Below are 13,007 nucleotides of genomic sequence, written 5' to 3' on the forward strand. Positions count from 1 at the left end.
TAAGTATAGAAAATAGTAGAAAAAATGTTTGTCTATTAGTGGAGCATGAAAGAACTATTTTTGTCGAAACAATATAAAAGTTACAAAAAAGGTAGCACTTTTGTGTGCTACCTTCAAAGTTAAGACAATAATTGTTTTACTTTTGTTACTACATTCGGAACAGTAAAGCCGTATTCCTCCATTATTTTTTCTCCTGGTGCTGATGCGCCAAACGTATGAATGGCTACAATATCTCCTTCATCACCTACATAGCGCTCCCAACCTAGTGGATTTGCCATTTCAATTCCTAACCTTTTTTTCACACTTTTAGGTATTACTGATTCCTTATACTCTTTTGATTGTTTTTCAAATCGATCCCAAGATGGCATACTAATAACTGAAACTTCAATTCCTTCTTGGCGTAATGCTTCTTGAGCTTGAACTGCTAAACCGACTTCTGAACCAGTAGCAAGAAGTAACGCATCGGCAGTTTCCTTCTGCGCAGGAGAAATCACGTAAGCACCTTTTGAAACACCTTCATATGCATTTTTGTCCGTATCTTTTATAGTCGGTAAGTTTTGGCGAGTTAATACTAATGCAGTAGGTGTTTGTGTTGATTCCATCGCAACTCTCCATGCAGCAGCGGTTTCATTTCCGTCAGCTGGTCTAATGACAGATAAATTAGGCATACAGCGTAAAGAAGGTAGTTGCTCAATTGGCTCATGCGTTGGACCATCTTCACCAACAGCTATACTATCATGAGTAAACACATACGTAACAGGCAATTGTTGAAGGGCTGCTAATCGAATGGCAGGACGCAAATAATCGGAGAAAACGAAGAACGTTCCACCAAATATTCTTAATCCACCATGAAGCGCAATTCCGTTCATAGCAGCGCCCATTCCGAACTCACGAACCCCAAACCAAATGTTTCTACCGCTATAATCTTCTGGTGTATAATCTTTTTCGCCTTTAATCATCGTATTGTTAGATCCTGCTAAATCAGCTGACCCTCCGAGTAATTGTGGCATATTCTTTGCTATCGCATTCATTACTTCACCCGAAGATGCTCGAGAAGCAAGACTTTTCCCTTCTTCATATACAGGTATATCTTGGTCCCATCCTTCCGGAAGTTTACCCTCTATCGCACCTTGAAGTTGTTTACCGATTTCCGGATATTTCTCCTTGTATTGAGCAAAGAGGTTATTCCATTCATTTTCAAGTTGGTTACCTTTCTCTTCAACAGTAGCTCGGAAGTGCTCATATACTTCTTCAGGCACGTGGAAATCATTTTCAAACGTCCATTTATAAGCTTCTTTTGTTAACTTCCTTTCATCCTCACCTAGTGGCTTTCCGTGTACATCAGAAGTACCGGACATATTTGGAGACCCGTAACCAATTGTCGTTTTCACCTCTATTAATGTAGGACGGTTAAGATCTGATTGGGCTTCCTTCAATGCATTAGAGATTTCGTTTAGGTCATTACCATCTTCTACACGAACATATTGCCATCCATATGCGTTGAAACGATCCTTTATACTTTCTGAGAAGGAGCGATTCAAATCTCCATCTAACGAAATATCATTCGAATCATATAGGACAACTAATCTACCGAGTTTTAAATGTGCAGCTAAAGAAGCAGCTTCTCCGGATACACCTTCCATTAAATCACCATCACCACATATACTATATGTAAAATGATTAATTAGCTCAAAGTTTTCTTTATTATATGTATGAGCTAAATGGCGTTCGGCCATCGCCATACCAACTGCCATTGCAATTCCTTGTCCGAGCGGTCCAGTAGTCGCATCTACTCCTGGTGTATGACCAAATTCTGGATGACCAGGAGTCTTACTACCCCACTGACGAAATTGCTTTAAATCGTCCATTGTTACGTCATATCCTGATAAATGTAATAAACTATACAATAGCATGGAACCATGACCAGCAGATAGAACAAAACGATCACGATTAAACCATGTAGGATTTTTTGGATTATGGTTCATAAAACTAGTCCAAAGCGTATAAGCCATTGGCGCTGCTCCCATCGGCATTCCTGGGTGACCAGACTTTGCTTTTTCAATTGCATCAATAGATAATGTACGGATCGTTGCAATTGATAATTGATCTACATTTAAAGTCATTCGTATATACCTTCTTTCTTCTTTTCTTTAGTCATGCTATTTATAGTATGTACAAAATACACTCGGATGTTTAATGAAATTTTTTATTTTGCTCATCCTTTAATTTTTGAGGGGTTACATCATTTCCGTTTGGATCGACGATTGTTACTGATTTCAATGTATCTACCATAGAAGATCGAAACGTTTTTACATATTCCGCTCTTAATTCTTTTTGTTCTTTAGCCTCTTCTTCTGTTAAACCTTCTGATTTTGCTTTTTTTGCAAGTAGATTAATTCTTTTCATTTTATCTTGTGAAAGCATATTAAAACTCCTTTTATCTTTTACGTAATAGTTTAAATAATTTTCCTTTTTGTTTTGGGTTTATTAAATGTCTCTAACCCCAGTTAACAGTTCTTAATTTGCTACTTTTCCATCTTACTAGAGCTCACTTTTGTTAGCAAGAGTACTATCTTCTTTCTGCAACATGTACTCTTTATATCTTCTATTAACCGTTGCTTTAGATATATCGAATCCAAGCCCTCTAAGAGTAGCGGCGATTTCATGGAAAGTTAATTTGTTATGACGTAATCGCACTATTTCTTCTACAGGAACTTCTTTTCTTTCTCTCCCTGGACTTAAATGATTATTTTTTAAGTTTTTCAGCGGATTATATCCTTCTTCTACTGCTTTTTTCATTCCTCTTTTTATTTTTAAATTATGTAGTTTTCTTTGGTATTCTTCTACAATAGAAACAATTTGCAAAACCATTGAATCTGATTCTGATAAAGTTAATTTACCGTTGTCGATTATAGAATAAATAAGTACATTATGTTTTTTTAGTAAATGGAAAAAAGCTATTTTGGCATTTCCCCTCCCAATTCTCGTTTCATCTTGTACTAACAGTACATCAAATGGGTCGGTAGCTAACAAATCCATTAGATTATATATTCCCTCTCTCTCTAAGCTATAACCACTAGCTTGTTCCTCAATGACAGATATTACTTCTATATTGTTGTTTTGAGCTAATAACTTTAACTCCTCTTTCTGTCTAGCAAGAGAAGTTTCTTGTGTTTCCTTATTTGTGCTTACTCTACAGTAAATAACGCCTTTCATCTTATCACCATTTCAAATAAATTTATTATTATTCTATCATGCAAACATATATTCTGCTATTTTTCGAACTTATGTTTGTATACTATAGGTAATTATGCTATAATATTCTTAATAATACATATAGAGGTGCGGGGAAATGAAACTATCTAAAAGACAAGAAGATATTTTAAATTTCATTAAGCAAGAAGTACAAGCAAAAGGCTATCCACCTTCTGTACGTGAAATTGGAGAAGCTGTTGGGTTAGCATCCAGTTCAACTGTTCACGGTCACCTAGCTAGACTCGAAAGTAAAGGATACATTAGAAGAGATCCAACAAAACCGAGAGCAATTGAAGTGATTAGTTTAGATGACAAGCAAATTCCTAAAGTAAATGCAGTGAATGTTCCGATTGTCGGTAAAGTAACTGCTGGTCAACCAATAACAGCAATTGAAAATATCGATGAATATTTTCCACTACCTGATCGATATGTTGCTCCTGACGAGCATGTATTTATGTTGGAAGTTATGGGAGACAGTATGATTGAAGCTGGAATTTTGGATGGAGACTTAGTTATTGTTCGTCAACAACAATCAGCTAATAATGGAGATATTGTTGTAGCGATGACAGAAGACGACGAAGCAACTGTGAAACGATTCTTTAAAGAAAAGGATTATATTCGATTACAACCAGAGAACTCCTCTCTAGAGCCTATTATAGTGCGAAATGTATCCATTCTAGGTAAAGTTATTGGCGTTTATCGAAATATACATTAAAAAAAAGGGTTCAAAAAGTCATAGCAATCGACTTTTTGAACCCTCTTAAGTGACTAAAACAATTAGTTTTTATCACTGTCTTTTTTTTGACAAACTCATATTTTATTTACATAGATATTGCTTTATTAGCTAATTCGACATCATTTTGTAGTAGCTAATACAAACTAAAAAGTCAGCAGGATATTCACCCCACTGATTTTCATACTTCATTATAGTTCTACTTTAAAAGACTTCTCTTCACCAATTTCATTTCCGCTACCATCAGTTGGAGCAGGAATCTTTACTTCTACCCATTCTAATTCTTCGACGTTTCCAGTCTCTAATAAGAAGAATAACGACCCTTGCTTCGTTTCACTCTTTTCAAATTCACTATCGATTATAACACTCAATTTTTCACTAGGTGAGACTTCTTCTCCATTACTCGTTGTTATTTTTATATCACCTGCTTGAATAACAACATCTTGTTCAGAGGAATTCACTACTTCCATATCTATTTGCACATATTCAATATAATCTTCACCAACAAATTCTTTAAAATCGTCATAAAGTTCCCCGCTTAATGTTGCTACTTGTGGGATGTGAAAGGATAACGGTCCAACCTCAACATTACCTACTTTATAGTTGCGAGCAACAAGTGTAAATTTACCACCTTCTGTATCCATTACATCACCAGGCTTAGATTGCCATTGTTGTTCTTCTTCATCAGCTACTTGTTGATCTTGCTTTTGCTGTTCATCTTCTGTGTTCGCCACATCTGCATTATCGTTAGAACATGCCGTAATAAGTAAACTTAAAAATAATGCAATTGACAATGTTTTGATAATTTTCATTATAGTTGTCCCCCTTATTTATATGATTGATTATACTGCATTCGACAAACTTGGTAAAGAAACTTACCTACTTTTTCAATACACAAAATAGAAACCCCTCAACACCATAGGTATCAAGAGGTTAAACTAATTAATATTGAGTTAAATATTGGTCACGTTCCCATGGGTGAACTTGACTTCTAAACATATCCCATTCAATCTCTTTAGCTTCAATAAAGTGCTCCAATAAATGATCACCTAATGCTGATTGAATAACATCATTTTCTTTTAATAATTCAAGAGCTTGCGCTAATGTTGCCGGTAAATCTACAATACCTTCTGCCAAACGCTCTTCTTTGTTCATTACATAAATGTTACGATCTACTGGCGCAGGTGGAGTTAAACTATTTTTGATACCATCTAGTCCTGCCTTTAATAGAACAGCCATTGCTAAATATGGATTAGCCGCTGGGTCTACACTACGCACTTCCACACGTGTACTTATGCCACGAGATGCAGGAATACGAACTAAAGGACTACGATTTTGCGCTGACCACGCTACATAACAAGGAGCCTCGTAACCTGGCACTAAACGTTTATATGAGTTTACCGTTGGGTTTGTAACAGCTGTAAAATGCGGCGCATGCTTGATGATTCCAGCAATAAATTGTTTTGCCGTTTCACTAAGTTGTTGTTCCGCTTTTTCATCAAAGAACGCATTTACTCCATTTTTAAATAAAGATACGTTACAGTGCATTCCAGATCCATTCACCCCAAATAGAGGTTTTGGCATAAACGTTGCATGTAAACCGTGTTTACGCGCAATTGTTTTTACAACAAGTTTAAACGTTTGAATTTCGTCACAAGCTGTAAGAGCATCAGCATATTTAAAATCAATTTCATGTTGTCCTGGTGCTACTTCATGATGAGATGCTTCAATTTCAAAGCCCATTTCCTCTAGTTCTAATACGATATCACGTCTACAGTTTTCCCCTAAGTCTGTTGGAGCTAAGTCAAAGTAACCGCCTTTATCATTTAATTCTAAAGTTGGTTCTCCTTTTTCATCTAACTTAAATAAGAAGAATTCCGGTTCTGGTCCAAGATTAAAATCTGTGAATCCTAAATCTTCCATTTCTTTCAAAATACGCTTTAAGTTCGTTCTAGGATCACCTTCAAATGGCGTACCGTCTGCTTTATGAACGTCACAGATGAATCTCGCAACCTTCCCTTTTTCCGATGTCCAAGGGAATACTACAAATGTATTTAGGTCAGGGAATAAATACATATCAGACTCTTCAATACGTACAAATCCTTCGATAGAAGACCCATCAAACATCATTTTATTATCTAACGCTTTTTCTAATTGACTTACAGGGATTTCCACATTTTTAATTGTGCCTAAAATATCTGTAAATTGAAGACGAATATATTTTACATTTTCCTCCTGTACGATGCGCACAATATCTTCTTTCACGTATTTTGCCATTTTTATTTCCTCCCTAATTTTTTCTCTCAGATTTAATCTTGGTGTTTTATATAAATTTTTAAGCTAACTAATTAATGGAAAAATCGAGACATGTCGCCTTGGTTTAAACTAGTTTTATTGAATCTACCAGCTTGTAACATTTCGGCTCGAAGTACTTTTCGTAACTCCTCATTCGATAAATCTCGTTTTTCTTTTGTTTTCATTTTTTCTTTAACGGTCATGATCGCCGCTTGTTCTTTTAGTTGCATAATTTGTTTAATTCCAGCAATGTTTATTTTTTGCTCTAGTAAACTTTTAATCTCTAACAAACGATCCACATCATTAAATGAAAATAATCTTCTGTTTCCTTCTGATCTTTCAGGTGTAATTAGTCCATGTTCTTCATAATATCGGATTTGTCGAGCTGATAGTTCAGTTAATTTCATTACAATACTCATCGGGAACAACGGCATCGATCTTCTCATCTGATCACTCATTACAAACCCTCCAATAAATTATTCTTTAAGATATATTTATCTTAAACGATGTTAGATTAACTGTCAACTAAATGTTAGGTTTTCTAACATCGTTTTTATTAAATAGTAAAATAATATTTTTCCATAACAAAAAGACAGTCTATTGACTGTCTTTTGTTAAATCTTTATTAAGTTTTTTGTTAGTAAGGAGTCTATTGCCGTACAAACAGCAATCTTTACATGGGAATACGTTAAGCCACCTTGAACATAGGCAACGTATGGAGGTCTAATCGGACCGTCTGCCGTTAATTCAATGCTTGCCCCTTGGACGAATGTGCCGGCAGCCATTATAACGTCATCCTCGTATCCAGGCATATAGTTTGGATATGGAGTTACGTGAGAATTAATCGGGGACGCAAATTGGATTGCTTGGCAAAATGCTACCATTTTATCTCGGTCATCAAATTGTACAGATTGTATTAAATCGGTCCTTTTACTATCCCAGCTTGGAAATGTATTCATACCTAACTCCTCTAAAAATGCCGCGGTAAATACCGCTCCTTTTAAAGCTTGTGCAACAACATGAGGCGCAAGGAAAAAGCCTTGATACATTTCTTGTAAAGAATATAGAGAGGCACCAGCTTCTGCACCAATCCCTGGTGAAGTCATTCTGTATGAGCATGCTTCTACTAGTTCTTGTTTCCCTACAATGTAACCTCCTGTTTTCGCCAATCCTCCACCTGGATTTTTGATTAATGAACCAGCCATTAAATCAGCACCAACATGACAAGGTTCCTTAAATTCAATAAATTCACCATAGCAATTATCGACAAAAACGATAACATCTGATTTAATTTCCTTAACAAAGTTTATCATTTCTTCAATTTCTTCAATCGTATACGACGGTCGGGTAGCATAACCTTTGGAACGCTGTATCCCAATCATTTTTGTTTTCGGTGTAATTGCGTTACTGACAGCTTCCCAATCAATACTTTTATTATTTTTCAATTCAATCGCTTTATAATTAATATGGAAATCTTTCAAAGAACCTACTCCAGAACCACGTATACCTACAATTTCTTCTAACGTGTCATAAGGCTTTCCTGTAATATATAACAATTCATCCCCAGGTCGCAAAATACCAAATAGAGCAATGGAAATGGCATGTGTTCCAGAAATTATTTGAGGACGAACTAGTGCACTTTCTCCACCCAAAACATCCGCATATACTTTTTCTAATGCATCTCGCCCCATATCATCGTAACCGTAGCCAGTAGTTGGCATAAAGTGGGCATCGCTAATTCTATGTTGCTGGAAACTTTGAAGAACACGAAATTGGTTCGATTCACTAACTTGATCTGCTTCTTTTAAAACATCTTGAATCTTTCTTTCAATTTTTTGTACAATCGGTTTTAACGTTTCCCCATGTTGCAAATTTTCTAACATATGTTTCTCCTTTAATGTTTCTATAGTTTTTCTATTGTCTCTGAAAGTCGAGAATCCTTAAAATAGAACCCTTTACATTCATAAGCTTCTTTTACTTCATTAAACGTCGTTTTTTCAAGTATCGTTTCTTTTTTTAGTGCTGCTAATAACTTCCCTGAGTCAGATGGTAAAGAAATATTATATGGTTCCATTTTCTGTTTCATTACTTCTTCAATCTTCCTAACTAACAGGAGTTGATCTTCTTTATTTAGAGCACTAATTACTATACTCTCTTCATTAGTAGAAGGAATAAATGAATCCGGCATTCTATCCTTTTTATTATAAACAGTTAACGATGGTACATCCTTAACGCCAAGCTCATTTAATAAGGAATGTACTGTTTTTTGATGATTCATATAATCCGGGTCCGAACTATCTACAACATGTAGAATAAAATCAGCTTCCACCACTTCCTCTAATGTCGAGCGAAACGCAGCCACTAATGAAGTAGGTAAATCTTGTATAAACCCTACTGTATCGGTAAGTAATGCTTGATATCCATTGGAGAGTGTTAACTGTCTAGTCGTAGGATCCAGTGTAGCAAATAAAAGGTTTTCTTCAAATGTATTGGCTTCTGTCAATCGATTAAAAATGGTGGACTTACCAGCATTCGTATAACCAACGAGCGCAATTTGGTACACTTGATTCCTTTTTCGTCTTTCGCGGTATTGTCCACGATGCTTTACGATATTTTGCAATTGCCTTTTAATATCATCAATTCTTCTATTAATGTGACGGCGATCCGATTCTAATTTGGTTTCACCAGGTCCTCTCGTACCGATCCCACCACCTAGTCGTGATAGTTCAATCCCTTTCCCACCTAACCTTGGTAGTAAATATTGCAATTGGGCGAGTTCAACTTGTAGCTTCCCTTCCTTAGAACGTGCTCTTTGTGCGAAAATGTCTAATATAAGTTGAGTTCGATCAATAACACGAGCATTCAACATAGAAGATAAATTTCGGTTTTGACTTGGAGAAAGCTCATCGTTGACGATTATCACGTCAAACTCTAACTCTTCTTCCAATGTAATTAATTCTTCTACTTTCCCTTTCCCTATGTAAGTGGCGGAGTGTACTTTATCTCGCTTCTGTGTTACTACCATGACAACTTCACCATTTGCAGTCTTCGTCAAGGAAGAGAGTTCCTCCATAGAATATTGAAAATGCTCATCATCTATATATGGTAACTGACAACCGAGTAATAAAACTCTTTCTTTATCATTAATATGTATATCGTTCAATCGGTAAACTCCTTTACTTTTACGTTTTTAGTCAATACGTACATCATATCAAAAAAAGTAAATAAAGTACTACTTTCTTCATATCATTTTTTCCATTTACCAAACTTTTTATTGAAGATTCATTTTATAAACAGAAGTATAACATTAATACATTAAAGTGCTAAAAATGTATTGATTTATTTGATAAACCACTATAAAATCAGTTATGTTTATATTTTTTATTGAATGATTAAACGGAGTGGTTATTTTGACATGGGAAGTATTTAATGTTATTGGTACGATTGCATTTGCGATAAGTGGGGCAATTGTAGCAATGGAAGAAGAGTACGATATATTAGGTGTATATATATTAGGAATCGTAACAGCGTTCGGTGGCGGAGTAGTTCGTAATTTGTTAATAGGAGTCCCTGTTTCTGCAATATGGGAGCAAGGTGTATTATTCCAACTTGCTTTATTTGTCATGACAGCAGTGTTCCTTTTCCCTAATAATGTATTAAAACATTGGACAAAATGGGGTAACTTTACAGATGCTATCGGATTAGCAGCATTCGCTATTCAAGGGGCATTATATGCCACTAATATGAACCATCCACTAAGCGCGGTAATTGTTGCGGCAGTACTTACTGGTAGTGGTGGAGGAATTATTAGAGATGTTTTAGCCGGAAGAAAACCACTCGTACTAAGATCTGAAATCTATGCAGCATGGGCTATACTTGCTGGGCTGGCAATAGGGCTTGGAATTGCAAAGTCACCTATACAGTTATACGTCCTGTTTGCAATCATCGTTACATTTAGAGTGTTGTCATACACATATAAATGGAGATTACCAAATCGAACACTTAAAGCACGTAGCTATTAATAGATCAAACTATTTTGTTATTATTCTATTATTCTATATGTCGTAAACAAAAAACTATCCATTATAGATGATGGATAGTTTTTATGTTCAGTTAATTCATTTCAACCGATTAACGCTCTTTTGCTTACTTAACTATTTATTACAATATCCTTACTCTCGAGCGTGATTAAGTCTTCTCTGCGAAATATATCTTCTTTTAATAACCTCATCGCTTGGGACCTAATTGATTTTTCGATAATATTTCTAACATACCGACCATTACTAAATGCAGAAGGAAATAGGGTTGTTTTTAGTTGGATTAAATGATTTCTTAATTTCCATTCCGCTTCTTTACTCAATGTATATTCTCTTTCCTTTAGCATACGAATTGTTATTTCCATTAATTCGTCTACTGTATAATCAGGAAAATCAATTATTATCGGAAACCTTGAAACTAAGCCTGGATTAGTTCGTAAAAATTCTTCCATCTCATTTTTATACCCAGCTAAAATTAAAATAAATTCATGCTGTTTGTCTTCCATATGTTTTACCATCGTATCAATTGCTTCTTTACCAAAGTCTTTTTCTCCACCTCGGGCTAGTGAGTATGCCTCGTCAACAAACAAAATACCACCAAGTGCTTTTTTTATTAAATCTCTCGTTTTTTGAGCGGTATGACCGATATATTCTCCAACAAGGTCCGCTCTTTCTGCTTCAATCAAATGCCCTTTTGATAAGACGTTCATATCTACAAATAGTTTACCAATTAATCGAGCAACAGTTGTTTTGCCTGTCCCTGGGTTTCCTTTAAACATCATATGCAAAACTTGCTTCTCCGCTTTCAAACCTTGTTCTTCTCTTTTTTTATTTACGTAGATCCACGCATAAATTTCTTGCACGATTTTTTTCATTTCTGATAAGCCTACTAGTGTACCTAACTCTTTTTCAATATCTAATAACACCTTATGTTGAGAGCTTGGTTCTTTTCTTTCTACAATAGGAGGATTTACGTGTTTTACTTTTAAATGCTTTTTTTGTCCATTTAAAACTATATTTATCTTTCCGTTCTCTGTTCTCATTGACGGATCCAACAGTGTTCACCTCGCACTGATGATATCATTTAAAGGAAGTTAAATGTCATATCTTCTGAATTTTCGCGCAATTAACGGACATTTCTACAATATTTGCTCACACTTGTCATATTATGCGCTTTCCCAAGAAATATTAGAAATAATACTTTGGTCATTTTAATGATTCACCTATTTCACATATATATGATGATGGAGCTTGTATATATGAACAAACTAAATAAAAAAACCAGCGAAGTCGCTGGTTTTTATTCCATATCAAACTGAACATTTTTTTGTGGGGAAAAAGTTGAAATAGCATGTTTATAAATAAGTTGTTGCTTACCTTCAGTTTCCAGTAAAACTGTGAAATTATCAAATCCTTTAACTAGCCCACGTAACTGAAAGCCATTTAATAAAAATACGGTAACGTTAGTTCCATCTTTCCGTAATTGATTTAAAAATTGATCCTGAATGTTAATAGATTGTTTCATATCTTTGTCCTCCTCTAATCTCTATAATTATAATGCTTTATATTCGCTTCAAGTTGCAGCTTTCCTGCCACAAATGTCAAAATTTCCGATAATTTTTCATCTACACTATGTTCCGTCATATCAAACCACGTTACTTCCATTTTATTTCTAAACCATGTTAATTGTCGTTTAGCATAGCGACGTGAATTTTGTTTTAATTGTTGAATAGCTTCCTCAAAAGAGATATTCCCATCAAGGTAGGAATATAATTCTTTATAGCCAATCGCTTGGATTGATTGACAATCGTTAATACCTATATTATATAAACCCTTTACTTCTTGTAGTAAGCCTTCTTCTAGCATTATATCGACACGCATATTAATCCGTTCATACAATTTATCTCTATCCATTGTCAAACCAATTAATGCGACATCATACAATAATTTCTCTTCACGCTCATTAGTAGCTTCAGAAAATTTTATTCCTGTACTCTCGTATACTTCTAACGCTCTAATAACCCGCCTCACATTGTTAGGGTGTATTAGTTCGGCACTCTTTGGATCCACTTCTTTGAGTTTTTGATATAAGTAGTCATTCCCAAGTTGTTGAACCTCACGTTCTAATTTTATTCTTATTTGTTCATTTTGGCCCTTCTCGGAAAACTGATAATCATAAAGTACTGATTGTATGTAGAGGCCTGTACCACCTACAATGATAGGCATTTTACCTCTTTTGTGTATTTTAGATATTAACTCTCTAACACTTTTTTGAAATTGGGCTACAGAGTATGACTCATCAGGCTCGATAATATCAATTAAATGATGTGTTATGCCATCTTTCTCTTCCTCTTTTATTTTTGCGGTACCGATGTCCATTCCTTTATAAATTTGCATCGAATCTCCACTAATTATTTCACCATTTAAGATTTTTGCTAGTTCTACACTAAGTTTTGTTTTACCTACAGCGGTTGGTCCTATAATAACAATTACCTTTTCTCCCATTCCCATATATCACTCTTTTCTCTCTTTAAACATACGTCATTAATAATGGTAAAACAAAAAGTGCATAATTAGTTGTAACAAGAACTTATTATTCCCATAATTACATACTTTTATAGCACTTTTATTAATATATATTTTACTTGATTTATTATTTTTTTCAAAATAGGTTGTCTTATTTATTA

13 protein-coding genes are annotated in these 13,007 nt (G+C 34.9%); 2 read left to right on the forward strand and 11 right to left on the reverse strand.

The window, feature by feature from the left end:
* Positions 1-119 precede the first annotated feature (119 nt).
* The 3 genes from tkt to BC6307_RS12185 form a co-directional block, all read right to left on the reverse strand.
* A complete protein-coding gene (gene tkt, locus BC6307_RS12175) occupies positions 120-2,123 on the reverse strand; it encodes a transketolase (protein ID WP_066416561.1) in 2,004 nt (667 codons plus the stop codon).
* 70 nt (positions 2,124-2,193) lie between these two features.
* The gene (locus BC6307_RS12180; protein WP_066416558.1) at positions 2,194-2,424 is read right to left on the reverse strand and encodes a DUF896 domain-containing protein; all 231 of its coding nucleotides are present in this window, start codon (positions 2,422-2,424) and stop codon (positions 2,194-2,196) included.
* A 117-nt stretch (positions 2,425-2,541) separates the two neighbouring features.
* The gene (locus BC6307_RS12185; RefSeq protein WP_066416555.1) at positions 2,542-3,216 is read right to left on the reverse strand and encodes a YneB family resolvase-like protein; all 675 of its coding nucleotides are present in this window, start codon (positions 3,214-3,216) and stop codon (positions 2,542-2,544) included.
* A gap of 136 nt (positions 3,217-3,352) precedes the next feature.
* Here BC6307_RS12185 and lexA point away from each other — a divergent pair, with 136 nt between their 5' ends.
* A complete protein-coding gene (lexA, locus tag BC6307_RS12190) occupies positions 3,353-3,970 on the forward strand; it encodes a transcriptional repressor LexA (protein ID WP_066416554.1) in 618 nt (205 codons plus the stop codon).
* Between the two features lie 209 nt (positions 3,971-4,179).
* Here lexA and BC6307_RS12195 read toward each other — a convergent pair whose 3' ends face one another.
* The 5 genes from BC6307_RS12195 to hflX form a co-directional block, all read right to left on the reverse strand.
* Positions 4,180-4,800 (reverse strand): hypothetical protein, encoded by a 621-nt coding sequence (locus BC6307_RS12195; protein WP_066416553.1) that lies wholly within the window; start codon positions 4,798-4,800, stop codon positions 4,180-4,182.
* 130 nt (positions 4,801-4,930) lie between these two features.
* On the reverse strand, positions 4,931-6,265 hold the full coding sequence (gene glnA, locus BC6307_RS12200) for a type I glutamate--ammonia ligase (protein WP_066416549.1): 1,335 nt from the start codon (positions 6,263-6,265) through the stop codon (positions 4,931-4,933).
* A gap of 71 nt (positions 6,266-6,336) precedes the next feature.
* Entirely contained in the window at positions 6,337-6,741 is a 405-nt protein-coding gene (locus BC6307_RS12205) for a MerR family transcriptional regulator (RefSeq protein ID WP_066416547.1), read from the reverse strand.
* A gap of 156 nt (positions 6,742-6,897) precedes the next feature.
* Complete coding sequence (locus BC6307_RS12210; protein ID WP_066416545.1) at positions 6,898-8,166, reverse strand: methionine gamma-lyase family protein; 1,269 nt, start codon at positions 8,164-8,166, stop codon at positions 6,898-6,900.
* Positions 8,167-8,186: 20 nt separating this feature from the next.
* Positions 8,187-9,431, reverse strand: coding sequence for a GTPase HflX (gene hflX, locus BC6307_RS12215; RefSeq protein ID WP_066416605.1), 1,245 nt, complete (start codon positions 9,429-9,431; stop codon positions 8,187-8,189).
* A 262-nt stretch (positions 9,432-9,693) separates the two neighbouring features.
* On the opposite strand from hflX, the gene BC6307_RS12220 reads away from it, so the two are divergent.
* On the forward strand, positions 9,694-10,305 hold the full coding sequence (locus BC6307_RS12220; RefSeq protein WP_066416543.1) for a trimeric intracellular cation channel family protein: 612 nt from the start codon (positions 9,694-9,696) through the stop codon (positions 10,303-10,305).
* A 128-nt stretch (positions 10,306-10,433) separates the two neighbouring features.
* Here BC6307_RS12220 and spoVK read toward each other — a convergent pair whose 3' ends face one another.
* The 3 genes from spoVK to miaA form a co-directional block, all read right to left on the reverse strand.
* Entirely contained in the window at positions 10,434-11,363 is a 930-nt protein-coding gene (gene spoVK, locus BC6307_RS12225) for a stage V sporulation protein K (RefSeq protein WP_235858135.1), read from the reverse strand.
* Between the two features lie 257 nt (positions 11,364-11,620).
* Positions 11,621-11,845, reverse strand: a complete 225-nt coding sequence (hfq, locus tag BC6307_RS12230) for an RNA chaperone Hfq (RefSeq protein ID WP_066416541.1) — start codon at positions 11,843-11,845, stop codon at positions 11,621-11,623.
* A 14-nt stretch (positions 11,846-11,859) separates the two neighbouring features.
* Positions 11,860-12,825 carry a tRNA (adenosine(37)-N6)-dimethylallyltransferase MiaA gene (gene miaA / locus BC6307_RS12235; RefSeq protein WP_094366313.1) on the reverse strand — a complete coding sequence of 322 codons (966 nt, stop codon included), beginning with the start codon at positions 12,823-12,825 and terminating at the stop codon, positions 11,860-11,862.
* Between the last annotated feature and the right edge of the window lie 182 nt (positions 12,826-13,007).

It is taken from the genome of Sutcliffiella cohnii (assembly GCF_002250055.1).
Lineage (GTDB): Bacteria > Bacillota > Bacilli > Bacillales > Bacillaceae_I > Sutcliffiella > Sutcliffiella cohnii.

Excerpts from the sequence above, each read along its gene's own strand:
- tkt (WP_066416561.1), bottom strand. The coding sequence starts at position 2,123 with ATGACTTTAAATGTAGATCAATTATCAATTGCAACGATCCGTACATTA.
- BC6307_RS12180 (WP_066416558.1), bottom strand. The coding sequence starts at position 2,424 with ATGCTTTCACAAGATAAAATGAAAAGAATTAATCTACTTGCAAAAAAA.
- BC6307_RS12185 (WP_066416555.1), bottom strand. The coding sequence starts at position 3,216 with ATGAAAGGCGTTATTTACTGTAGAGTAAGCACAAATAAGGAAACACAA.
- lexA (WP_066416554.1), top strand. The coding sequence starts at position 3,353 with ATGAAACTATCTAAAAGACAAGAAGATATTTTAAATTTCATTAAGCAA.
- BC6307_RS12195 (WP_066416553.1), bottom strand. The coding sequence starts at position 4,800 with ATGAAAATTATCAAAACATTGTCAATTGCATTATTTTTAAGTTTACTT.
- glnA (WP_066416549.1), bottom strand. The coding sequence starts at position 6,265 with ATGGCAAAATACGTGAAAGAAGATATTGTGCGCATCGTACAGGAGGAA.
- BC6307_RS12205 (WP_066416547.1), bottom strand. The coding sequence starts at position 6,741 with ATGAGTGATCAGATGAGAAGATCGATGCCGTTGTTCCCGATGAGTATT.
- BC6307_RS12210 (WP_066416545.1), bottom strand. The coding sequence starts at position 8,166 with ATGTTAGAAAATTTGCAACATGGGGAAACGTTAAAACCGATTGTACAA.
- spoVK (WP_235858135.1), bottom strand. The coding sequence starts at position 11,363 with ATGAGAACAGAGAACGGAAAGATAAATATAGTTTTAAATGGACAAAAA.
- hfq (WP_066416541.1), bottom strand. The coding sequence starts at position 11,845 with ATGAAACAATCTATTAACATTCAGGATCAATTTTTAAATCAATTACGG.
- miaA (WP_094366313.1), bottom strand. The coding sequence starts at position 12,825 with ATGGGAGAAAAGGTAATTGTTATTATAGGACCAACCGCTGTAGGTAAA.